The 22,557-nt window shown below is 52.1% G+C and carries 21 protein-coding genes and 2 tRNA genes; 11 read left to right on the top strand and 12 right to left on the bottom strand.

Annotated elements, in window-relative coordinates; all coding sequences use genetic code 11:
* Positions 1 to 108 precede the first annotated feature (108 nt).
* The 4 genes from EPG66_RS08285 to EPG66_RS08270 form a co-directional block, all read right to left on the bottom strand.
* Positions 109 to 1,131 (bottom strand): type II toxin-antitoxin system HipA family toxin, encoded by a 1,023-nt coding sequence (locus EPG66_RS08285; protein WP_182686488.1) that lies wholly within the window; start codon positions 1,129 to 1,131, stop codon positions 109 to 111.
* Positions 1,128 to 1,439, bottom strand: a complete 312-nt coding sequence (locus EPG66_RS08280; protein WP_031591302.1) for a HipA N-terminal domain-containing protein — start codon at positions 1,437 to 1,439, stop codon at positions 1,128 to 1,130. Before EPG66_RS08280 ends, EPG66_RS08285 begins: the two co-directional genes overlap by 4 nt.
* Positions 1,424 to 1,759 carry an XRE family transcriptional regulator gene (locus EPG66_RS08275; RefSeq protein WP_143990366.1) on the bottom strand — a complete coding sequence of 112 codons (336 nt, stop codon included), beginning with the start codon at positions 1,757 to 1,759 and terminating at the stop codon, positions 1,424 to 1,426. Before EPG66_RS08275 ends, EPG66_RS08280 begins: the two co-directional genes overlap by 16 nt.
* A 366-nt stretch (positions 1,760 to 2,125) precedes the next feature.
* A tRNA-Asn gene (locus EPG66_RS08270) sits at positions 2,126 to 2,201 on the bottom strand.
* A gap of 333 nt (positions 2,202 to 2,534) precedes the next feature.
* Between EPG66_RS08270 and EPG66_RS08265 the strand changes: the two genes are divergently transcribed.
* Positions 2,535 to 3,656 carry a Gfo/Idh/MocA family protein gene (locus tag EPG66_RS08265; RefSeq protein ID WP_182686486.1) on the top strand — a complete coding sequence of 374 codons (1,122 nt, stop codon included), beginning with the start codon at positions 2,535 to 2,537 and terminating at the stop codon, positions 3,654 to 3,656.
* Between the two features lie 90 nt (positions 3,657 to 3,746).
* On the opposite strand, the gene EPG66_RS08260 is transcribed toward EPG66_RS08265, so the two are convergent.
* The 3 genes from EPG66_RS08260 to EPG66_RS08250 form a co-directional block, all read right to left on the bottom strand.
* Complete coding sequence (locus EPG66_RS08260; protein ID WP_182686484.1) at positions 3,747 to 4,577, bottom strand: glycosyltransferase family 8 protein; 831 nt, start codon at positions 4,575 to 4,577, stop codon at positions 3,747 to 3,749.
* A 12-nt stretch (positions 4,578 to 4,589) separates the two neighbouring features.
* On the bottom strand, positions 4,590 to 5,972 hold the full coding sequence (locus EPG66_RS08255) for a D-arabinono-1,4-lactone oxidase (RefSeq protein WP_182686482.1): 1,383 nt from the start codon (positions 5,970 to 5,972) through the stop codon (positions 4,590 to 4,592).
* Between the two features lie 83 nt (positions 5,973 to 6,055).
* Complete coding sequence (locus EPG66_RS08250; RefSeq protein WP_010247970.1) at positions 6,056 to 6,688, bottom strand: TetR/AcrR family transcriptional regulator; 633 nt, start codon at positions 6,686 to 6,688, stop codon at positions 6,056 to 6,058.
* A gap of 151 nt (positions 6,689 to 6,839) precedes the next feature.
* Between EPG66_RS08250 and EPG66_RS08245 the strand changes: the two genes are divergently transcribed.
* Positions 6,840 to 7,379: a DUF2058 domain-containing protein gene (locus EPG66_RS08245; RefSeq protein ID WP_031591296.1), complete on the top strand. Its 540-nt coding sequence runs from the start codon at positions 6,840 to 6,842 to the stop codon at positions 7,377 to 7,379.
* Between the two features lie 16 nt (positions 7,380 to 7,395).
* Here the strand turns inward: EPG66_RS08245 and EPG66_RS08240 are convergent, their stop codons facing one another.
* Both EPG66_RS08240 and EPG66_RS08235 read right to left on the bottom strand, forming a co-directional pair.
* Positions 7,396 to 8,109 (bottom strand): RluA family pseudouridine synthase, encoded by a 714-nt coding sequence (locus EPG66_RS08240; RefSeq protein ID WP_069025148.1) that lies wholly within the window; start codon positions 8,107 to 8,109, stop codon positions 7,396 to 7,398.
* 72 nt (positions 8,110 to 8,181) lie between these two features.
* Entirely contained in the window at positions 8,182 to 8,397 is a 216-nt protein-coding gene (locus EPG66_RS08235) for a hypothetical protein (RefSeq protein WP_155763504.1), read from the bottom strand.
* A gap of 119 nt (positions 8,398 to 8,516) precedes the next feature.
* Between EPG66_RS08235 and EPG66_RS08230 the strand changes: the two genes are divergently transcribed.
* Positions 8,517 to 8,777: a hypothetical protein gene (locus EPG66_RS08230; RefSeq protein WP_031591294.1), complete on the top strand. Its 261-nt coding sequence runs from the start codon at positions 8,517 to 8,519 to the stop codon at positions 8,775 to 8,777.
* Positions 8,778 to 9,207: 430 nt separating this feature from the next.
* Here EPG66_RS08230 and EPG66_RS08225 read toward each other — a convergent pair whose 3' ends face one another.
* A complete protein-coding gene (locus tag EPG66_RS08225) occupies positions 9,208 to 11,130 on the bottom strand; it encodes a methyl-accepting chemotaxis protein (RefSeq protein ID WP_031591293.1) in 1,923 nt (640 codons plus the stop codon).
* A 655-nt stretch (positions 11,131 to 11,785) separates the two neighbouring features.
* On the opposite strand from EPG66_RS08225, the gene EPG66_RS08220 reads away from it, so the two are divergent.
* Positions 11,786 to 12,058 (top strand): hypothetical protein, encoded by a 273-nt coding sequence (locus EPG66_RS08220; RefSeq protein ID WP_083068971.1) that lies wholly within the window; start codon positions 11,786 to 11,788, stop codon positions 12,056 to 12,058.
* A gap of 127 nt (positions 12,059 to 12,185) precedes the next feature.
* Here EPG66_RS08220 and fhuE read toward each other — a convergent pair whose 3' ends face one another.
* The gene (gene fhuE / locus EPG66_RS08215; RefSeq protein WP_182686480.1) at positions 12,186 to 14,348 is read right to left on the bottom strand and encodes a ferric-rhodotorulic acid/ferric-coprogen receptor FhuE; all 2,163 of its coding nucleotides are present in this window, start codon (positions 14,346 to 14,348) and stop codon (positions 12,186 to 12,188) included.
* A gap of 394 nt (positions 14,349 to 14,742) precedes the next feature.
* Here fhuE and EPG66_RS08210 point away from each other — a divergent pair, with 394 nt between their 5' ends.
* The 3 genes from EPG66_RS08210 to EPG66_RS08200 all read left to right on the top strand — a co-directional run bounded on the left by EPG66_RS08210 (position 14,743) and on the right by EPG66_RS08200 (position 16,790).
* Positions 14,743 to 15,831 (top strand): YncE family protein, encoded by a 1,089-nt coding sequence (locus EPG66_RS08210; protein ID WP_083069276.1) that lies wholly within the window; start codon positions 14,743 to 14,745, stop codon positions 15,829 to 15,831.
* A gap of 298 nt (positions 15,832 to 16,129) precedes the next feature.
* Positions 16,130 to 16,483, top strand: coding sequence for a type II toxin-antitoxin system RelE/ParE family toxin (locus tag EPG66_RS08205; RefSeq protein WP_010670918.1), 354 nt, complete (start codon positions 16,130 to 16,132; stop codon positions 16,481 to 16,483).
* Between the two features lie 4 nt (positions 16,484 to 16,487).
* On the top strand, positions 16,488 to 16,790 hold the full coding sequence (locus EPG66_RS08200) for a helix-turn-helix domain-containing protein (RefSeq protein WP_010247918.1): 303 nt from the start codon (positions 16,488 to 16,490) through the stop codon (positions 16,788 to 16,790).
* Between the two features lie 90 nt (positions 16,791 to 16,880).
* Here the strand turns inward: EPG66_RS08200 and EPG66_RS08195 are convergent.
* Positions 16,881 to 16,956, bottom strand: a tRNA-Asn gene (locus EPG66_RS08195).
* Positions 16,957 to 17,461: 505 nt separating this feature from the next.
* Here EPG66_RS08195 and EPG66_RS08190 point away from each other — a divergent pair.
* The 4 genes from EPG66_RS08190 (at position 17,462) to nac (ending at position 22,323) form a co-directional block, all read left to right on the top strand.
* Positions 17,462 to 18,385, top strand: a complete 924-nt coding sequence (locus EPG66_RS08190) for a sugar ABC transporter substrate-binding protein (RefSeq protein ID WP_031591254.1) — start codon at positions 17,462 to 17,464, stop codon at positions 18,383 to 18,385.
* A gap of 32 nt (positions 18,386 to 18,417) precedes the next feature.
* Complete coding sequence (locus EPG66_RS08185; RefSeq protein WP_039389407.1) at positions 18,418 to 19,902, top strand: sugar ABC transporter ATP-binding protein; 1,485 nt, start codon at positions 18,418 to 18,420, stop codon at positions 19,900 to 19,902.
* Positions 19,903 to 19,925: 23 nt separating this feature from the next.
* Positions 19,926 to 20,951, top strand: a complete 1,026-nt coding sequence (locus EPG66_RS08180; protein WP_425497027.1) for an ABC transporter permease — start codon at positions 19,926 to 19,928, stop codon at positions 20,949 to 20,951.
* Positions 20,952 to 21,405: 454 nt separating this feature from the next.
* On the top strand, positions 21,406 to 22,323 hold the full coding sequence (nac, locus tag EPG66_RS08175) for a nitrogen assimilation transcriptional regulator NAC (protein ID WP_010247899.1): 918 nt from the start codon (positions 21,406 to 21,408) through the stop codon (positions 22,321 to 22,323).
* Positions 22,324 to 22,557: the final 234 nt, after the last annotated feature.

Raw genomic sequence — 22,557 nt, 5'->3', positions numbered from 1 at the left:
AAACCTGAAACCCGCTGATATTAGCGGGTTTTTTTATGGGGGCAGGTGAGTTATTCGACAGCTTAACTATCCTTTTACAACCCAGGCACAACAGGTTAATGGCATCATTTAAATTTCGGTCACTGCCAGTAACGTGATTCTTCGGGCCACGTAGTCAAGTACGGCTTCCCGCTGCGATTCAGGCATATGACTTTCATTATAAGTATCGATAATAAGCTGATGATGACTCACCACCTCGGAAAGCCATTTTCGTGCCAGTGTCGGATTAATATCCATACCCTGGGCAAGCAGGATAAAGTCTGCACCCAGATATTCTCCGTACTCTGAATTCATCCCAGGTGCGTTTTCTGCATCATTTTCTTCACGTTCCAGCAGGGGCAAAGCTAAATACTCTCCAAACGCTGCAGGGTAGGGCACAACGCTGATAAAGTCATAAACCGGTGCCAGCCAGGGTGAACCCTGCGGAGGCAGGATAATCCCGATATTGCGCAGATGAAAATCATTGTTTCCCAGCACATAGGCATACACGATGCGCAAAAAGAGGTCTCGTTTACTCTTTAAACTGCTGTTCACTCTGGTATTCAGGAATTTAGCGGCTTTCTCGTAACTGATGGCTTTATGGTTATCAATCCTGCCATATTTATCGCCGAGACCCATCGCGCCATCCAGCTGTTCCTGATGTAATCTCGCGTTATCTGACGCTGTCCGGTCATACCTTTTTATGACAAACGCCAGTTCATCTGGCCGATTTTCATCGTGTCTGAATGGCATCAGCCCGAACGGGGGAACGTCAAATTTCAGACGCTGCATAACGCACATAGTGGCATGCTCGTTTTCTGCCAGGTGTGGGTATTCTTCCGGAGAGGGTTTCAGGATATAGGTGCCATCATTGCTGACGACCACCAGTTCTCCCTTTTCCAGGCGAAGCGACAGTTTGGGTTGATAGCCTGAAATGCTCATGCCTTTCTGACGTTCAGGGAGTTCCTGAATAAACTGACTGCGCGTAAACGGCAGGCTAAGGGCCACACTCAGACTACCCAGCAGATGCCGGATGCCTTTTGTTGAGTAGCCGGTTTTTAGCTCAGATTCTTTAAGCCGTTTTAATGTGATCAGGCAGCGTTCTGAATTCATGATGTTATCTCTTTAAAGACGACTGCCCCAAGCAAATCGTTGCCATTTTCCATCAGTAAGCCGAACAGATCTTTATCATCAATTTTTTGAATTTCAGAATAGCGTTTTCGCAACCAGCCTTCTGGCGCTAAACCTTTAAAGAAGGGATGTAGCTCTTCACTTAAATAGGGCTCAGGTCTTACCGGCATGCTGAGAGATATCGCACAGCCGACATAAGTGGGCAGGTAGCAGAAAGTATAACCGTTTTGCCCTTCACTCAGCGTTCCTGCCAGCGTGTTGTAAAGCCACACCTCTATTTTTCGAGCCATACTTTTATACCCAGTTCTTTAAGCAAGGCGTGAAGATTTATTGCCTTTGCAGAAGATGGTTTAGCGATCAGTCGTTTAAATGTTGAGAGTGATACACCAATCTGAATCGCCATCTCTTCATAGGTGATGTTTTGTCGTTTGAGTTCATTGGCCAGTAGTTGTGGCAGTGTCGGAAACGTCAGAGCACTCAGCACCGATCGGGTGTCCGGTTCGTCCGCTTCTGTTATGGCTTCTCTACTCAAAGCGAACCCCGCCAATACCTTTCGCCGATCTGACTCAGAAAGGTTTATCAGCGAAGATTTAATCTCATCAAGGTTCATTTTTGACCTTTTCTGCAATTTCAGTACGTTTTTGAAACGATATGGTCCGACTATAGTGCTAAAAGGGTCATTTTTGAACCTATTAAAGGCATCATCTTCTCATCTTACAGCCAGAATCCGAAATATGCTGATGAAAGGTCATTTATGACACTTTAAGTCACTCTTAATGCATTTGTTAAGGAAACAGGAGATGTAGGGTCAGAAATGAACCTTTAAGTGAGGGCGGAACCGAATGTTTAAGTATCAGGCAATAACGAAAAGAACCGGGGATTTGAAGAGGAAACAGACTTAGTAAGACGCAGAAATTTTATCAGAAGTATGAAAAGCAAAAAGCCCGCTTAGTTTCCTAAGCAGGCTTTTCTAATTTGGCTCCTCTGACTGGACTCGAACCAGTGACATACGGATTAACAGTCCGCCGTTCTACCGACTGAACTACAGAGGAATCGTTTGAACGGGGCGCATAGTAACGGCCACGCCGGGCCATGTCAAAGCTCTTTTTCATAAATTAGCGCGACTGCTGAAATAGTCGCCACTATGGCGTTGTAAGCACTGAAAGAGCGGCCTGTGCGGCTGACTCATCCGGCAAAACGCCACGTGTAAAACTGAGGTATTTATGAGGTGTTCTGGCGCTGTATTGTCCTTGTCAGGCAGCCGGGCGCGTGATTTTACCGGATAGTTTTTTACGGGCGTCACAAAGTCTCCATTCTGGCTTTGTCAGCAATAAAAACGAAACGTAGATTCCATTTCAACCCTGAACAGAATCTCTGGAGTTGAAATGAACAAAGTCAGAATCGGCATGATTGGCAGCGGCTATATCGGACGCTGCCACGCGATTGCTTATGCGCAGGCGCCCACCGTATTTTCGCTGAAAGGCGAAATCGTGCGGGAGATGCTGGCTGAAGTTAACCCCGAGCTGGCCGCCCGTCAGGCGGCGACCTTTGGTTTCGCACGCTCGACGGGTGACTGGCGCGCGCTGGTCAGCGACCCGGCGATTGATGTCGTGGATATCTGCGCCCCCAACTTCCTGCATAAAGAGATGGCGCTGGAAGCGATACGTCACGGCAAACACGTCTATTCAGAAAAGCCGCTGTCGTTAAGCGTGGCGGATGCGCAGGAGATGGTAGCAGCAGCCGATGCGGCAGGGGTTAAAACGCTGGTGGGCTTCAACTATATGAAAAACCCTACCAGCCAGCTGGCGAAAGAGATCATTGCCAATGGTGAGATAGGCGACGTGGTGCATTTCTACGGCACCCATAACGAGGATTATCTCGCCAGACCGGAAACGCCGCTCGACTGGCACTGTCAGAAAGCGCTGGCAGGTCTCGGTGCGCTGGGCGATCTGGCGGCGCATATCGTTAATATGGCGCACTACCTGGTTGGTGAAATTGCTGAGGTCAGCGGCGACATGATGACGGTGATCGCCTCCCGGCCCGACCCGAAAGAGCCTGCGCGGCAGTTACCGGTCGAAAACGAAGATCAGGCCAGCGCGCTGCTGCGCTTCCATAACGGCGCGCACGGCGTGATTGAAACCTCACGCATCGCCTGTGGCGCAAAAATGGGCCTGACTTACGTTGTCACCGGCACCAAAGGCACACTGCGCTACACCCAGGAGCGAATGGCGGAGCTGGAGCTTTATCTGCATGACGAACCGGCCGGGCGTCAGGGGTTTAAAACTATTCTGACCGGACCAGCGCACCCTGATTACGCGAATTTCTGTGTTTCTGCCGGACACGGCATCGGCTTTAACGATCAGAAAACGGTGGAGATTCGCGACCTGATCAACGGCATCGCGGCGGGCGATTGCATGTGGCCTGATTTTGCAGAGGGATTGCAGGTTCAGAAGGTGCTGGAAGCGATTGCTCACTCAGCAGTGCAACGCCGCTGGATTGAGGTGTAGGGCAGAATCAGAGGGATACAGGGTATTGCCGATGTGTTGATTAACCCTGGCGGGCAGGGCGGGAAACGTTCGCTTCCCGCCCACACCCAATCAGATCAGACCGCTTTTTTCCCACCACAATTTATCCAGCGCATAAAAGCGATCGCGCTGACTCTCGGGCTGGCTGAGATCGCGTTTCCACGGTTTTGCCAGAATATAGTGCAGGTTCTTCACCTCTTGATCGTGCCAGAGACCGCTGTGCTGAAACGGCAGCGTTTTCAAGGCATTGTAGATGTAAGATAGCGGCTTCCAGCGATCGGCAAACACTTCATTCAGCAGATCCTGCTCGGAGAAGGGATAGTTACTGAGATCATCAATGGCGGCAATACGCTTTTCCAGTACGTCGAACACCGCATTATCGGGCTTCAGCACCAGAAAACCGCCATTCAGGTAAAGATCCACACTCTCTGGCGCCTTTTCACCGCGCGCCTGCCAGGTATAGTGGCACTGCTCGGGCTGCCACTCTGCCGGATAAGAGGCAATCTGGTTGGGATTACAGCGGCAGGCGTGGCAGGCGGCTAGCGGGTTATCGCCCAGTTCCAGGGTAAACAGCTCATCCATATTTTGAAGGACCAGCATATCGGCATCCAGAAACACGACGCGCTCATAATCGGTGAGCTGCCAGGCGCGCAGCTTGGTCCAGACTTCACCGAACTGCGCCGAAGCGTAGTGCTGATCCAGATCGGCGCGCGGATAGAGGGGCTCGACCGGTTTAATCACACAGCCCTCATCCTGCAAAATCTGACAGTCAGACGCTGAAATCGCCGGCGTGGTCATCACCACCAGCGGCCACTGGCTGTGGCTCTGTTGCAGCGAACGGTGCAGCGCTTTCACGCCCACCAGATAATCGGGTTGTGTTAACAGCGTTACCCAGGCAAACATAGCTTTCCTCAATCAGTCAAAAAGTGGCGTGATGTAGTCGTTACCCAGTCGGCCCTGCGGGTCGAGCTGGCTGCGCAGGGCGCGGAAGGCGTCCCACTGCGGATAGATCTCACGCCAGTTGTAGCGTTCTTCATCGTAATATTTGCCCCAGTGCGGGCGTCCGCCCTCTTCGGCCAGCAGTTTTTCCACTTCAGTCAGGAAGTGCAGTCCTTCCTGTGACAGCGAGCCATCGTCGGCGTAATAGACTACAAAGCCGAAAAAGCAGGTTGGCTGGTCAGCGGCCGGACTGAGCCAGGCCGATGATGCCCCGGTGCAGCGCAGGATAATCGGGTAGTGCATATGCGGACGGTTCCCGGCATACCACTGCTTGATGCGGCGAATGATGGCCGGGGTTTTTGCCAGCGGCACGCCGATTTCCACATTGATCTGCGGCACCGCAATGCCGCGGCAGAAGAGCTGGTAAATGTCACCGGTAACATCGGTGAAATCACGAAAACGGGTGACGGTGCGAAACTGTTTTCCCCCTTTGCCCTCAATCTGCGTATCGCGGTGCATATGTGCCAGCGTCTGGTCGATGGTGTCGTTGAGGCTTTCGTCAACTTCGCCCTCATGTTCCACCACCTGACGACCCTGCACTTCGTAGCGCTGACGCTCTTCGTCACTCGCCTCATGGGCGTTCCAGACGTGCACCAGATTGTCATCGACAAACCACCAGGCTTTGCTCAGCGGATAGTCGTTGTTCCAGCGCAGCAGATCCTCTTCAAGGGTATCGGCAGAGACGGCATTTTTGTGGCAGGTGAAGATGCTAAACGGCTGGGTACGCAGGGTTACCGCGGTAACAATCCCTAATGCGCCCAGTGAAACCTGCGCTGCCGGGAAGTCAGCGTCGCCACGAACAAATTCGCGCACGCTGCCATCGGCCAGCACCATTCTGATTGCCAGCGCTTCGTCGGCAATCGAACTCTGCTGCAATCCCTGGCCGTGCGTTCCGGTCGCCATTGCGCCCGCCAGTGTCTGAATCGCAATCACGCCTGGCGATGAAGCCAGCATGCGGTTCATTTCGGTCAGGCTGCGATAGACCTGCTCAAGCGGGGTCGCGCCACCAAAGGTCACGCTCTGTTCATCACTGGCAAGCTGGCCGCTCAGTGCGCTGAGATCGAGCAGCACATCGTCATCACTGACATGCAACATACGACCAGGCGACAGCTTGCTGCCGATCACCCGAATCTGGCCGTGTGACTCCCGGATAAGTCTCTGTAATTCCGCTTCACTGGCGGGACGCTGAACCTGGTGACGGCTGCCGATTTGCGCGTTCTGCGCCCAGTTCCACAGCGCATCATCATCGGGTTCAACATGGGTCTGACGAAGCGGATAGAGGCGTGCATCTCTGCTCACAACAGCATTCCTTATTATTGCATTTTAGTGACAAGTATTAGTAAGCGTAGACTATGGCTAAGCGCAGCCGGGCCTGCGGGCATTTATTTGCGGATATAGCGTAACGTTGCGGTTACAGCCAGCTGGCGATTACGGCGAATACTCTCTGCTTCGCTGTTGTCCGGGCTGAACAGGGCGTTGAAGGTGTAGCGGTTTGAGACGTGATGAACGCAGATACTGCTGATCAGGCGATGGACATCGATGGTCTGCACATCGGCAGTGAATACGCCCTGTTGCTGACCGCGTGCCAGGATGTCATCCAGCAGATCCAGCGCGCTGCGGTTAAGGGCTTTAATCTGCGGCGACTGGGTGATGTAGCGCCCGCGCAACAGGTTCTCACTGCAGACCAGCCGGATAAAATCGGGATGTTCGACATGGTAATCAAAACTGGCTTCCACCAGGCGGGTCATGGCCAGTTCCGGCTCCATCGCCGCCAGGTTCAGGCCGGTTTCATGCTGACGTATCTGCTGATAAACCTGCTCCAGCACGTGGATATAAAGCTGCTCTTTACTGCCAAAGTGATAGACCACCATGCGTTTGGTGGTTTGCGCATGTTCAGCAATCTGCTCCAGCCTGGCACCCTGCATACCAAACTCCGCGAAGGTTTTCAGTGCGCCTGCGATGATGCGTTTTTTCAGCCCTTCAGGGTCATTTTTACGTTTTGTTAGCTCTGACATGGTGCTCAATAAGGTGATTTTGACCGGGGAATGTTAGCACAGTGTTGAGAGGCTGCCCGCAATCGCGGGCGCGGCAGGTGCGGCAACCTGGTACAGCCCGGATGATTACAGGTATAATCCCGGACATTATTTCACAGGTTCAGAGACGACAATGACAAAACTCACCTTGCAAGAGCAGATGCTGAAAGCGGGATTAGTATCCAGCAAAAAAATGGACAAGGTTCAGCGTACAGCGAAGAAATCCAGGGTTCAGGCACGCGAAGCCAGAGCGGCGGTGGAAGATAACAAAAAAGCGCAGCTTGAACGCGATAAGCAGCTGAACGAGCAGCAGAAGCTGGCTGTGCTGTCTAAAGAGTACAAAGCGCAGGTCAAACAGCTGATCGAAATGAACAAAATTGACGTGGTAAGAGGCAACATCAGCTTCAACTTCACCGACAATAACCTGATCAAAAAGATTATGGTGGATAAGCTGACGCAGACTCAGCTGATCAATGGGCGTCTCGCCATTGCCCGCCTGGCGGCTGACAATAATGGCGAGAGCCAGTACGCCATCATCCCGGCCAGCGTAGCGGATAAAATTGCGCAGCGTGATGCCAGTGCCATCGTATTAAACAGTGCATTAAGCGAAGAAGCACAGGACGAAGATGATCCTTATGCTGATTTCAAAGTGCCCGATGATTTAATGTGGTAACAGCGCGCTGACGCATTCAGAACGGGCTGTCGGCAGAGAGTTGCAGCGTGCAGCCGCTGACAGGATGAACAAACGTCAGTCCGCTGGCGTGCAGCATCAGTCTCTCTGCCTGCTCCGCGCCAGGCAGCAAAAGCCCGCCGTAGAGATCACAGCCCAGAATCGGGTACCCAAGCTGCTGACAGTGAATGCGCAGCTGATGGGTGCGCCCGGTTTCCGGCATCAGTTCAACCCGCGTGACCGGCAATCCCTTTCCCTTTTTTTCCTGATAATAACATTCCTGATAATAGCCGCGAGCCATGACCCGGTAGCGTGAGCGCGCGGGTTTTCCCTGGTCCGGGCAAATCACCATCCGGGGAAACTGCGCCGGATCTTTTGCTATCGCGGCATCAATAACGCCTTCGTCATCGGCAAGGTGCCCGCACAGTAGTGCCTGATAAGTTTTACGCACGCTGCGCTGGCTGAATTGCTGGCAGAGGGCCGCGTTAATCGTTTTGCTGCGTGCGACGACCATCAGCCCGGAGGTGCCAAAATCGAGCCGATGAACCAGCGTGCAGCCAGGAAAAAGTTTCACCAGCCGATGGTGCACTGAATCGAGGTTTTGCGGATTTTTACCTGACAGGCTCAGCAAGCCGCTGGGTTTATTGATCACCAGCAGATGTTCGTCCTGAAATAAGAGGGTTATCTCATCAAAGCAGGGCGGGGCGATAAACGTATCGATAATGGCAGACATCGGGCAACCGGCAGGTAAGTGGCAACGGATCATAACCGATTGGCCGGTCACTGACGATGCCGCGCGTAGCCATTATTCTTCGCTGATCGTTTCCCCGCTTTGCGTGAAGAGTGACTGGCCAGCCTGCTGCGTTTTAAATTTGCCATGGGCAGCAAAAACGGAGCAGACCGTCGCAGCCAGCAGCGTAAGGAGAATGGAAAGTTTCATGGTGACATCCCATCGTGAATTTAAAAGCAAGTCTGACAGGAAGGGCTGCAGAGACAAACAGAACAATCCGGAAAAAAACATTTAGTATTTTCCATTAGCAAGTTGCGCGGTTTTTAGTGATAAATTCGGGCAGTTCTCTCTTTTACGACTACAGTCTCTGGTGAGGTTGTCATCAATTCGTATCTAATGGAGGATTTTCTGTGTTATTTCAAAACGACGAGAAAGGCCACGTCATTATTGGCGAAGCGGCACTAAGCCTTGCCCTGGGGGAAAAAGAAATCAGTATCGCAACACTCTTTACTCAACTGGGTTATATGGCGAAATCTGAAAGCAACGCGGATCGGCTGACGAAAATCGCTGAAGCCAGAAGCTGGCTGAGTAGTTTTAAGTCACCGGCGATTGCTCAACAGCAGGTGCCGTACCTGCAGACGCTTACAAGCCTGAACGAAGAGCTGAACTAGCAGTAACGGAACTGACGCCAGTGGACGTAGCCCGGCTCCGGCCGGAAAACGACGAAGCGGACGACCTCATCGGTTGCGCGAAAGCGTATACCGGCCGGAGAAGCTGTCAGGGACGACAACTCTCTCCATCGCGTTCTGTACAGACCGATCGCGATTCCTTTCTCTCCTCATTTCAAAACCAGTCGAAATATAAAGCAGGATAATCAGGCGCGAGCCAGTTCGTTTCAGCTGTCATGGCCGATAATATTATCTTCCTTCAGTTTACGGATGCACGCCTGACAATGTCATTCCCGCGTTAACCATTGCGGCTTTATATCTTCTGGTTAATCAGATCAGTTATTTGTCTGAAGATGACGTTTATTTCAGCCAGCCTCAATCAATTAAGGCTGGCTCTGTTCACGTTCAGACAGAATTAACGTTTCGCTAACCGTTAAAAGCTTTCCCAGCTTGAGTCTGCGGATGCATTAACGGGCGCAGCGGGTACTAAACGCGGTGACAGGGCAGGTGCGCCCCGGCTGACACTGCTTTGTCCGGGAGAGAGACGGAATACGGCCACTGTTTTTTCCAGTTCGTCTGCCTGAGATTCCAGTGAGCTGGCTGCGGCGGAGGACTCTTCAACCAGCGCGGCGTTCTGTTGCGTCGTGGTATCCATCTCGGCCATTGCCGTGGCGATCTGAGAAATGCCGCGGTTTTGCTCGTCAGAGGCGGCAGCAATCTCACCCATAATGTCTTTAACCTGACTGACAGAGCGGACGATGTCATCCATGGTGGTACCAGCGCGTTCCACAAACTCAGAACCATCATGAACCCGATCAAGTGACTCGCGTATCAGCGTTTCAATCTCTTTGGCGGCCAGTGAACTGCGCTGGGCCAGATTTCTGACCTCACCGGCAACCACCGCAAATCCGCGACCCTGTTCTCCGGCTCGTGCCGCTTCGACTGCGGCGTTAAGGGCCAGAATATTGGTCTGGAAGGAGATGCTGTTGATGACGTGAATGATCTCGCCGATTTTGCCCGAACTCTGGCTTATATTGTTCATGGTTTCGATAACGTCACGGATAATCTCGCCACCGCGTCCGGCATTAACCGACGCGTCTGTCGCCAGCTGACTCGCATGGTGAGCGTTCTCCGCATTCTGTTTCACCGTTGAAGAGAGCTCTTCCATGCTGGCCGCGGTCTGAACCACTGCGGCAGACTGCTGTTCTGTGCGGGATGAAAGATCGGTATTACCTGCCGCGATTTCCGCCGAGGCACGCGCCACGCTGCTGACGCCATCACGCACGTTGGTGATGATGTTCTGCAGGCTGATGTTCATTGCATCTACCGCCTGCATCAGCTGGCCTAACTCATCACCACGTGTGGTTTTCAGTGAGGTTGTTAAATCACCAGCGGCAATACGTTGCGCTGCGTTCAGCGTCTCTTTCAATGGCAGCGTAATGTTGCGGGTGATCCGCCAGGCAATCAGCAGACTCAGAACCACACAAATCAGCGCGGCAAAAGCAATGCGCCACTCCGCCTGTTTGATAAATTCAGAGGAGAGCTGGGACTGATAGGCAAAGGTATCGGAGACCGCCGCATTGAGCCGCTCTGCGGTGGTGGTCAGGCCCGCTGATTCGCTCTTTTCTTTCTCTGTCGCATCGACATAGCGCGTCAAAGCCTGGCGTTGCTGCGTCAGAGTGCTGAGCACATTTCGCGTTACGTCATTAATATTCGGCTGGGCGAAAATATCCAGTTGCTCGCTCAGGGTGTTGATAGCGGTGTATTCTGCAAGAATCGCCTCTCTGCTGGCCTCAGACGGTTTATCGAGAAACGCTTTTTCAACATTGGCCGCATCAAACAGCGCTGCGGCCAGGTGCATGACCGGCAGCGCCGCATCGGGTGTCAGAGCCATATCGAGTGATTCAAACTGATGCGCAAGCGCAATCAGGGCACCCGGTTTAATGGCATCAAAGGCGTCGCTTGTCGCCTGTGCAGCAGTCACGAATGTCTGGCGCTGATTCTGATATTCGTTAAGTAACTGCCCCATCAGCGCGACTTTCTGCTGGCCCATCTCATCCCATTTAAATCCATCCAGCCGTTTATAAAGGGCATCTAACTCCTTCAGGGCCTGAACGTTCTGCGTGGCAAATTTGGGATCTTTGGTGTACTGGTAGAGGGTGCGGTTAAGGCGTGCCTTGCTTAACGTGTTTACCATCTCCACGGTAATCGTGCGCCGGGCGGAGTTGTCTTTAATACTGCGAAAACAATCGAAAGCGATAAAAGTAATGGCGAGGGAGGCGGCAATGACGACGATAAAACCGACGCCCAGTTTTTTCCCAATTTTAATATCGGAGATGCGTTGAGCAAGGCCCATAAGGTTCACCTTTAGTGAGATATCAGAAGCAGAGAAGAGGCTGTTAAATATTTCAAAGATGATCTTCTTATCGTCAGCATGAAGTGAATCTTTAATGTTATTTATGAGTAGCTGAGAGACTAATTAATTAGATGTATATTATTTTACCGTGAAATTATCTGGCTGCTAATCCTTGTGCTATTTATGCATAACATAATGATTATTATTGATATTTTATTAATAAGTAATTTTTTGTAAAATTAACTGTCCTTTATTGATATTGATCAAAATGGTAATGCTTAAAGCATGATTGGATGTGGGTGACTATTTTTAACGTGATGTTTATTGGTGTTATTCCTGTTTAAAGTAAGAGTAAAACTGAGAAACTTATTAATTTTCTGCAATGAACGCTGAGCGTGAAATTTCATGTTAAAAGCTCGCTTAAGTTGTGTTTTGAGTGTCAAAAATTTCATTGAAATGATATTCAGATTAATGAAAGTCACAGGGTCATACACCTGCCAGCGTGCGCTTGCAACCTGGTATCCTGTCCAGTGTGATCCGGGTCGTGTCAGAAAGGCCTGGCGTGACCAGAAAGCAGGCGTCACTTATCAATACTTACGATCTTCGCCAGCATCCGCTAGAGTAGTAATCCGCCTCTTAATTGTGAGTACAGTCAATGCCCGATTACTGTTTCTACACCCACGGCAAGCAAATCGTTGTTCTGGAAAGATCAGAGGTGAACCGCGCCATTGAACTGATGGTGCAGGGATATAAGAAAGAGGTCGAGGAAGTCCATGCCATTAATGAAAAACAGGCTACTGCGCGCTTTGCTGATATCAGAAAGAACAATGATATTGATCGACATAACTTTCTGGCAGGTGCAAGCGTGATGCCGCTGATCGGCGTGCTAACAGCGATGGCTGCGTTTCTCTTCTGGCGTAAAAAATAGTTCTGCTTCGTGATGGGATCAGCGCGCTGGAATATGGAAGGACAGCCCTGACACGCATCCTGCCCGTTAAATCAGCCCACCAGACAGCCCGCAATCGCGAGCTGTTTAGCCTCTCAGCTCACCATTATCAGAACTGATAAGAAACGCTGACATTCAGGTTACGTGGCTCACCGTAAACGTAGCTGTTCATGTAGCTGTAATATTCACGGTCGAAGAGGTTATCGACGTTGGCCTGTACGGCAACCTGCTTATTCACCTGATAGCGGGCAAACAACGAGGCCAGCGGGTAGCTGCCCTGATATACCCGTACGCTGTCGCCGCTGGCATTGGTCACGTCTTTAAACACCCGGTTCTGCCAGTTAACTCCGCCACCAACGGTGAGCTCGGGGATCGCGGCTAACTGATAACGGGTGAAAAGTTTGAATGAGGTTTGCGGCTGATAGCTGTTGAACCGGCCACTTTTATCGCGTGCCACATAGCGGGTTGCGCCAAAGGTCAGCTGCAGATTATCGGTCAGCGCGCCATTCAGCTCGAACTCGGCACCTTTACTGACTGCACCTTTGGCGGCGTCATAGGCCTGCTCATTGCCGCTCAGATAAACACCATCAATTGCCTGTCCGACGTTATCCTGCTCGATGCGGAAAAGCGCCACGCTGGCGGTCAGCAGGCCATCGTTCCAGGCGGATTTCAGACCGGTCTCGTAACTTTTACCGGTCACTGGTGAGAGGTAACTGCCGTGAGTATCGCGATAAGTCTGCGGCAGGAAAATGGCGGTGTAGCTGCCATAGGCGGACCAGGTGTCATTAATGTCATACACCAGCCCTGCATAAGGCGTGGTGTTATTTTTAGTCATCTCTCCGCTGCTGCCATGGGTGCTCCACTGGGTATAGCGAGCACCAATAATCAGCGACAGCGGATCGGCCAGCGACAGGCGTGCAGCGCTATAGACCGATTTCTGACGAACAGTGTCATCATCGTTGAGATACCAGCCCTGCCATTCAGGCTCTGCAACGTTACCGGTCCAGCTATTATTGAAAATTCCCATATCGGCGGCAGTGATTTCACCCGCCTCCGCATCGCTGAATCCATCCTGACTGTAAGCGGCATTATGCTGGCGGCTGTAGCTTGCTCCGGCCATCAACAGGTGCTGACGACCCAGTAGTTCAAACGGGCCGCTGGCAAAGCCATCGATTGAATCCATTTTACGCTTGCCGCGATCCATACTGCCGTAACCGGTAGTGCCTTCACCGCTCTCCTGATCGGGATTGCCCATCACATAGAGCAGCTTATCGCTGAAGGTATTCTCGGCATGCGTGCCGTTAATATGAATATTCCAGCCGTTATCGAAGTTATGGTCGATATCCGCAAAGACTTTGCGCGAATTAGTGTTGTAACGCGCCCAGTTAGCTGACGAATTCAGGCTGCGGTCGTAATGTGTCGTGGCGTTATTACTGTAAAACATCGGCAGGCCACCCCAGGTTGGATTGACGGTGTTGTCATCTTCATAGTCGTAGCCCAGTGACAGCGTCGTCTTGTCGGTAAGGTCCGCATCAATCACGCCGTAGATGAATTTTTTGGTTTTTTGATAGCGATCCAGCCAGCTCTCCTGATCGGTATAACCGGTCACCACGCGGCCGCGCAGGCTGCCATCGCTGTTAAGCGGGGCAGAGAGATCCGCCACGTAGCGCTGCTTGTTCCAGCTGCCATAACTGGCACTCAGCGTGCCGGTCGCGGTTTTGCTGTCAGCATGTTTACGTACCATATTAATCGAGGCCGAAGGGCTGCCCGCTCCGGTCATCAGACCGGTCGCACCGCGCACGATTTCAATACGGTCATAGATTGCCGTGTCTGACGCCGCATCGCCGTAATTCCAGCTATCGTTAACCGAGGTCGGGATGCCATCGAAAGTGAAGTTGCTGACTTTGAAGCCGCGTGAATAGTACTCGGAGCGTTCACTGTCGATAAGATTGGTGGAGATACCGGTGGCGTTGGTCAGCACATCATTAACCGATTGCAGATCCTGATCCTGCATTCGCTGCTGCGTCACCACGCTGAGTGACTGAGGCACATCTCGCGGTGTCAGCATTAATTTGGTGCCCGCGCGGGTGGTCTGCACCGCGTAATTCTGCTCACCGCTGTCACTGGTTTCGCCGGTCGTGGCGCTGACCACCATATCCTGCGATGTCTCCTCTGCCGCCATGGCGGGGTGGAAGAGGGCGTGTATCGCCAGTGTCAGTAGTGAGACGCTAAAACTGTTTCTGAAACCTGATTCCCTGCCACTACGAGCCATAAAATTTTCCATTAAAAATTGGTATTAAGTTAAACCGTTGTGTCTCTGGTTGTTTTTTTTATCTACCCATCTTCTGGAGAAAAAGGTTCAGCCAGTTATGAGAACGCCAATGATAATCATTTGCTTTATATATTCTGCAAAGGATTCAACCGAAAGTGTAACTTTATGTTAATTATTTATAATTCAGTGTGATAGGCAGATATAAAGCCATTTAGTTGCTGGTGTTTACGTGGTTTGAAAGCAGAAAAAGGGCGTTCAGGCGGTAAAAAACGGGGCAGTTAAGCAGTTTAACGCGGGTAAAATGACCGGACAGGCATGGATAGCAGCGTCGTCATTTGATTAGTGGCTGTTAATGCGTATGATTCTCATTCTTTATTCCCTGACGGAGTTCAGCATGAAATCGTTAAGCCCGCGCAAAGCCGCTGTTGCCATGGCAGTTGCCGCTGCCTTTAGCCTGACAGCGTGTCAGGCACCAGCTAAAAAAGCCGATGCGCCTGCCGCTGAAGCCCCAAAACCGGTTAATACCGCAGTGACACAACGCGCTCTGGGTGATGGTCTGTACGAAATGGCTTACTCCCCTGCGTCAAAAGCGTTGTTTGTCGCCAGCGCGCTGGCGTTTAAGGATGTGAACGGCGGCATGATCTATCGTCTCGATCCGGCCACGCTGACGACCAAAGGTGAAACGCATACCGACATGAAAAACTTCGGTACCGCTATCGATGAAAACGGTCAGGTGTTCTACACCACCAACTCACTGGATGGCGCGATCTCCAAAGTGGACGCCCAGAGTGGCAAAGTGCTGCAGCGTCTGGTGTTCCCGGGCAAGATCAGTAAAGAGGGCTATCCGGCTGGTGCGCGTGAAGTCCTGTGGCACGGCAACGAGCTTTATGTCGGTCGCGTAGCCGACCCGGGCTATATCTCCGTCGTGGATACCCGAACCTTTAAGCTGAAAACCGAGATTAAAAACGCCGGGAAATGGGTCACCGGTATCATCTATTCCCCGCTGACTGAGCGCATTTATGCGGCTAACGGCTCGGGTGAAATTCTGGTGATCAATCCACGCAGCCATAAAATTGAGAAGCGCTGGACCGCAGGCGATGGCAAAGAGTATCTGTTCCTGAACATGGCGGAAGATCCTGCCACCGGTCGCCTGTTTGTTACTGACGACTCCAAAGGCAAAGCCACGCTGATCTTTGATGAGCGCACCGGCAAAGTGATCAAGCGCATCGAAGGCGATGCGATGGGCATCAAGTTCAACGCTAAACGCAATGAGCTTTACATCAGCCAGCGCGAATCGAAGAAAGTGCTGCAACTGGATGCCACTACCTACGCGGTGAAAAACAGCTGGTCGTTTGACAAGAATCCAAACAGCCTGCTGATTGGCCCGGACAACAACACGCTCTATGTCACGCTTAAGGCGGAATTTAACAAGGATTCCTCCACCAAAGGCACTGACGAGATTGCCCGTATCGCGCTGCCGTAATCACGCGCTAAAAGCGTCACTCTGCATTGGCAGGGAAGCGATGCGAACAAAGTTAAAGCCCGCTCAGGGAAGCCTGAGCGGGTTTTCTTATTGATAACAATGCCCCACAGCATCTCACCCCATAACCAATCCGGTACAGCTCGCAAAACGATGAAGGTTGTGTGGATTCATCACTGACCCGGCTGAACGCTTCTCTCACTTTGCACTAAAAGCACAGGCATCTGAAATCCCCCTGTATCACACTCGATTATCGCTTTACACCTATATAGTATTTGACCTATATTAATAAGGAGTTCCCGTGTGGATGATTAAAACGACGGAGAGGTTTGATCGCTGGTTTACCTTGCTTAATGAGAGCGATCGCGCCTGCGTACTGGCAGCATTAATGGTGTTGCGCGAAAAAGGGCCGGGGTTGTCCAGGCCATACGCGGATACGCTAAAAGGCTCTGTTTATATCAACATGAAAGAGCTGCGTATTCAGAGTCGCGGCGATCCGATAAGGGCTTTCTTTGCTTTCGACCCAAACCGAACGGCGATTGTGCTTTGTGCCGGAAACAAGGTGGGTAATGAAAAGCGTTTTTATCAGGAGATGCTTCCGGTTGCCGATCGGGAATTCACACACTGGCTGAATAGTTTTAAAGATGAGGAGTAACCAGATGGGCAGAACGCTGGAACAGCTTATTGCGGATGAAAAACCGGAAGTCGTTGCCGACGCACAGGCGATGGCGACGGATATCCTGCTCAACATTCACCTTGCCGAGCTGCGTGAGAAAGTGCAGAAAACACAGGTCGAAATGGCAAAGGCGCTGGGCATTACACAGCCTACCGTGGCAGGCATGGAGAAGCCGGGCCGCGACCTGAAGCTCTCCACCCTCAAGCGCTATATCGATGCGGCAGGGGGTAAGCTGCGGCTGGTGGTGGAACTGCCGGACGGCTCGCACTACGGGTTTGAGGTGTAAGCCATTCAGGCGGGGATATCATGGCGCCATGACCAAAAACGTAAAAGCAAAAAGCCCGCTCAGGTTTCCCTGAGCGGGCTTTTCTAATTCTGGCTCCTCTGACTGGACTCGAACCAGTGACATACGGATTAACAGTCCGCCGTTCTACCGACTGAACTACAGAGGAATCGCTTGAACGGGGCGAATATTAGCGGCGCAGATCCCGCTTGTCAAAGCCCTGTTTACTGAATTGCGTTCAGATGCTCGTAAAAGCAGCGGATTGGCGATTTTTACCCGATTCTGCTGGATTTTCAAACTGCCAACAGGATCTCACTTTGCGGGCATTTCTCCGCAGATGTTAGAGGCATGTCAAAGTTTTGTTGTTTGCCGATGTTAAAACAACCGTTTCAGTGCTTTTATGATAAAAATTTCAAAACGTGATTATATGGAATAAATAAACTGCTTATCATCACGGTCGTCATTATCGTCTGAAAGTGAAACGCTATTTTGAAGTTAACTGTTTGCAGATCAAGTGATTGTGAAAAGGAGTGGTCGATCACAAAAATAGTCAGAACCTGAAGTCTTACCTCAAATTTCCCGAAACAGACGCCAGACAGGCTGGGTGAATGTAAAAGATATTTTTCATTCGCGGTCACAGCCGCTGAGCAAGTTAACAAATAAGAAGGGTCCCTATGAACATTAAAAAAACGATTGTCGCCTCACTGTTAGCCTGCATGTTACCTGCCGCGGTTATGGCAAAAGATATCTCGGTTGGCGTCTCCATGGCGCTGTTTGATGACAACTTCCTCACCATTCTGCGTACTTCAATGCAGAAAGAGATGCAGAAAGATGGCGTTAAAGGGCAGGTTGAGGATGCAAAAGGCGACGTTTCACAGCAGCTGCAGCAGGTTCAGAACTTTATCGGTCAGGGTGTTGATGCGCTGATCGTCAACCCGGTCGATACCAATGCGGTTAAACCGATTATGGACCAGGCGAGCAAAGCGGGTATCCCGCTGATCTTTGTCAACCGCCGTCCACAGGCTGAGCTGACCGGCAAAATGGCCTACGTCGGGTCCGATTCGGAACTGGCCGGACGCTTACAGATGGAAGCGCTGGCTAAAGCGATGAACGGCAAAGGCAACGTTGCCATCCTGATGGGTGACCTGGCGAATGAAGCGACCCGTGACCGTACTAAAGGGGTGGAAGAGGTTGCGGCTAAATTCCCTGGCATCAAAATTGTTCAGAAACAGACCGCTAAATTTACCCGTAACGATGCGGTAGACGTAGTCAGTAACTGGATGACCGCCGGTGATGAGATCAATGCCATCGCTTCTAACAACGATGAAATGGCGATCGGTGCGCTGCAGGCACTGGGTAAAAACCCGGACAAAATCCTGATCGCTGGCGTCGATGGCACACCCGATGCGCTGCAGATGCTGAAGCAGGGCAAGATGGTCGCGACCGTATTCCAGGATGCGCAGGGCCAGGGTGAAGGTGCGGTGCAGACCGCAGTCAAACTGGTAAATGGCGAAAAAGTCCAGAAAGTCATCAACATCCCTTACCAGCTGATTACCAAAGACAACATGGAACAGTTTACCAAGCGTAACCTGAAATAGTCGTTCCCGACCCAGCAGTACGGAGGTGATGTATGAACGCGTTTGCGCTTGAAGCCGAAGGCATCAGCAAGTTCTTCCCCGGCGTAAAAGCCCTCGACAACGTTTCGTTGCGGGTGCGTCCGGGAACGGTACATGCCTTGATGGGCGAAAATGGCGCGGGCAAATCCACTTTAATGAAGTGCCTGATCGGGATGTATCGTCCCGATCAGGGCACCATCAAAATTAAAGGGGAGCCGGTGCAGTTTCAGGACACCATGGACGCATTGCGTTCCGGTATTTCCATGATCCACCAGGAACTCAACCTGGTGCCTTACATGACCGTTGCCGAGAATATCTGGCTGGGTCGCGAACCTATGAGATTTGGCTTTGTCGATCACGCCCGACTTAATCAGAAGACGCAGGAATTGCTGAACCGCCTGAATATCCGCCTGAAAGCCGATCGGATGGTGGGTGAGCTGAGCATCGCGTCACAGCAGATGGTTGAGATTGCCAAAGCAGTGTCATGGGATTCAGACATCGTGATTATGGATGAGCCCACCTCCGCGCTGACAGAAACCGAAGTGGCGCATCTGTTTACCATCATTCGTGACCTGCGGGAGCAGGGTAAAGCGATCATCTACATCAGCCACAAGATGGATGAAATCTTCAACATTACCGATGAAATCAGTATTTTCCGCGACGGCACCTGGATCGCCAGCGATCAGACGTCGAAATATACCCGCCAGTCGCTGATCACTCAGATGGTGGGGCGCGAACTGACCCAGCTTTTCCCGAAATTTAACAGCGCCATCGGGGAAGAGGTGCTGACGGTGCGCAATCTCACCTGCAAAGATCGTTTTACCGACGTCAGTTTCAGTGTACGACGGGGTGAAATCCTCGGTGTCGCCGGACTGGTGGGTGCGGGCCGGAGCGAGGTGATGGAGAGCCTGTTCGGCATGGAGAGCTTCGACAGCGGCGAGATCTTAATTGATGGCGTGCCGGTGACGATCGACTCACCCTCAACCGCGATTGAAAAGGGCATGGCGTTCCTCACCGAAGACCGTAAAAAGTCCGGCCTGTTTCTGGTGCTATCGGTGATGGAGAACATGAGCATCGTTAACATGCCGGAGTACAGCGGTAAAAGCGGATTTGTCAGCCATGTGAAGATGGCGCAGGACTGCATGGATCAAATCCGTCGTCTCAACATTAAAACGCCGACCATGGATCAAATCATCAATAACCTTAGCGGCGGTAATCAGCAGAAAGTCCTGATTGCCCGCTGGCTGCTGGCGCAACCGAAGATTCTGATTCTGGACGAACCGACGCGCGGCATTGACGTCGGCGCAAAAGCGGAGATTTACCGCTTAATCAGTGAACTTGCCAACCGTGGCGTGGCTATCATCATGGTCTCCTCTGAACTGCCGGAAATTCTTGGCATGAGCGACCGGGTGATGGTTATGCACGGCGGGCGTATAACCGGCATCCTCGATAAAGAAGAAGCCGATCAGGAAACCATTCTGTCGTTGGCATCCGAGTGAGGCGCGAGACCACTATGAGCAATATGAAAGCTACTGTCACCCCGGCAGCCCCACAGCAACCCTCTTTTTTTGCCAGCCTGCGTCATAAATTGCCGAAAGATACCGGCATTTTCGTGGTGATGGTGGGGATTGCGTTAATTTTTGAAATGTTCGGCTGGTACGTGCGTGACCAGTCTTTCCTGCTTAACACCAACCGTCTGATCCTGATTATATTGCAGGTGGCGATTATCGGAATTATCGCCGTTGGCGTGACTCAGGTCATCATCACCACCGGTATCGATCTCTCCTCCGGGTCCGTTATCGCCCTGGCGGCGGTGGTGGCCGCGAGCCTGGCGCAGACCTCTGACAGTCTGTCGCCAATGTATCCATCGCTGGTGAATATGCCTGCGGCAATCCCTATCGCGGCCGGTATCGGCGTCGGTTTGCTGGCGGGCGTGGTCAATGGTGTCCTGATTACCCGCACCGGCATTCCACCCTTCATTGCCACGCTGGGCATGATGGTGTCGGCACGCGGTCTGGCGCAGTATTACACGCAGGGCAATCCAATCAGCTTCCTGTCCGACGGCTTTACCTCAATCGGGCAGGGTGCCATGCCGGTGGTCATTTTCCTGGTGGTGGCATTTCTGTTCCACATCGCCCTGAAACATACCCGCTACGGTAAATATGTTTACGCCATCGGCGGTAACATGACCTCGGCGAAAGTCTCCGGTATCAACGTTAATAAGTATTTGATCATTGTTTATTCCATAGCCGGCGGACTCTCTGGTCTGGCGGGCGTGGTACTGGCGGCACGCGTCAGCAGTGGTCAGTCGAGCATGGGGATGTCGTACGAGCTGGATGCGATTGCCGCAGCCGTTATCGGTGGCAGCAGCCTGATGGGGGGTGTGGGCCGTATCACCGGTACCTTAATTGGCGCAGTGATCCTTGGCCTGATTAAAAGCGGATTCACCTTCGTTGGTGTCGATGCGTACATTCAGGACATCATCAAAGGGATGATTATTGTGGCTGCGGTCTCTATCGATATGCACCGTAACCGCAAAAAACGCTAACTGGTAGCCGTTGCCTTCCTCCGGATGCGGGAGAGGGCAATGGTTGCTTTTTATCATCCGGCATCCGCCAGTGATAAGAAATCCCGCTGATAACGGTTACATTAACTCCCTGTTTTTCACGCCTCTGTTCAGGCGCAGCAAGCCTTCATCAGGTGCAATGCGTTTCCACTGCACTCAAACTGTACAGCCTGTCATCACTTTTCTGCACGTCTGACTCGCAGCGTCTGCACTGTCACAGTGCGCCTGACTGTTTTACTTTCTCTTCTCAGCTATTCCTGATCCTTATTAACCCATAAGAGGTAATCAGAAACGCTTATTTTCCGGGCCGTTAGGAAAAATCTGGCTGCTTGATAGCCTGAATTTTTTAAACCTGGCCTGCATCTTGCAAAATCTCTTTTATCAGGGCGATGGGATCAGACCCATTTCGCTATTCGGGGTGAGTGACGGAGGCAAGATGAATTTAAGACGACTGAAGTACTTTGTGAAAATCGTCGATATCGGCAGTCTGACGCAGGCAGCAGAAGTGTTGCACATCGCCCAGCCTGCACTCAGTCAGCAGGTCGCGACGCTGGAAAATGAACTGGATCAGCAGTTGCTGATTCGCACCAAGCGCGGCGTTACGCCAACTGAGGCTGGTAAGATTCTCTATGGTCATGCGCGCACCATTCTGCGCCAGTGTGAGCAGGCCCAGACTGCGGTAATTAACGCTGGTCAGGTACTGAGTGGACAGGTGTCGATTGGGCTGGCCCCAGGGACGGCGGCTTCATCGCTTACCATGCCACTGTTGCAGACCGTTCGCGATCAATTTCCGGAAGTGCTGGTTTATCTGCACGAAAATAGCGGCAGCGTGCTGAATGAGAAAGTGATGAACGGTCAGCTGGATATGGCGGTGCTGTACGATCGCGCACCCACTGCCGGGATCACCAGCATGCCGCTGATGAAAGAGGATCTCTTTCTGGTAGGCGCCACCGATTACCCGGGTGCCAGCGTCGATCTGGCCGATGTGGCGCAGATGAGTCTGTTCTTACCACGCGATTACAGCGCAGTGCGCAAGCGGGTCGATGAGGCCTTTTCGCTGCGTCGGCTGAGTGCACGCATCATCGGTGAGATCGAATCGATTTCAACCCTGACCGCAGCCATTTCCAGCGGCATGGGCGTGACCGTATTACCTGAGTCCGCCGCCCGTTCGCTGGTGGGATCCACCGATGCCTGGATGTCACGCATCAACAGTCCGTCATTGAGTCTGCCGCTGTCACTGAACGTCTCCGCCCGGTTGCCGCTGTCGCCTTCAGCGCAGGCAGTGAAGAACATTCTGCTGTCGCTGCTGAATAAGCCGCTGAGTGAGGAGCGGGAGTTGATGTTAGTGAGTTAAGAGGGCGCTTGTAGCGGGCTGGCAACCAGCCGGTTTCGCTTTGCAGTGAGTTTCGCTTTGCAGCGGGCTGCATTGCGCGGGTTTCGCCCGCCAGGCGTATGGGAGTTTCAGGTCACTTAGCCGCGCGTTAGTACTGAGCGGTTTACGCCCGCCATGCGATGGGGAGTTTCATGTCACTTAGCCGCGCGTTAGCACTGAGCGGGTTTCGCCCGCCAGGCGATGAGGAGTTTCAGG

The organism is Pantoea pleuroti, assembly GCF_014156615.1.
GTDB lineage: Bacteria > Pseudomonadota > Gammaproteobacteria > Enterobacterales > Enterobacteriaceae > Pantoea > Pantoea agglomerans.
The sequence above is the reverse complement of the archived record's forward strand: the minus strand, read 5'-3'. Positions and strand labels throughout refer to the sequence as shown.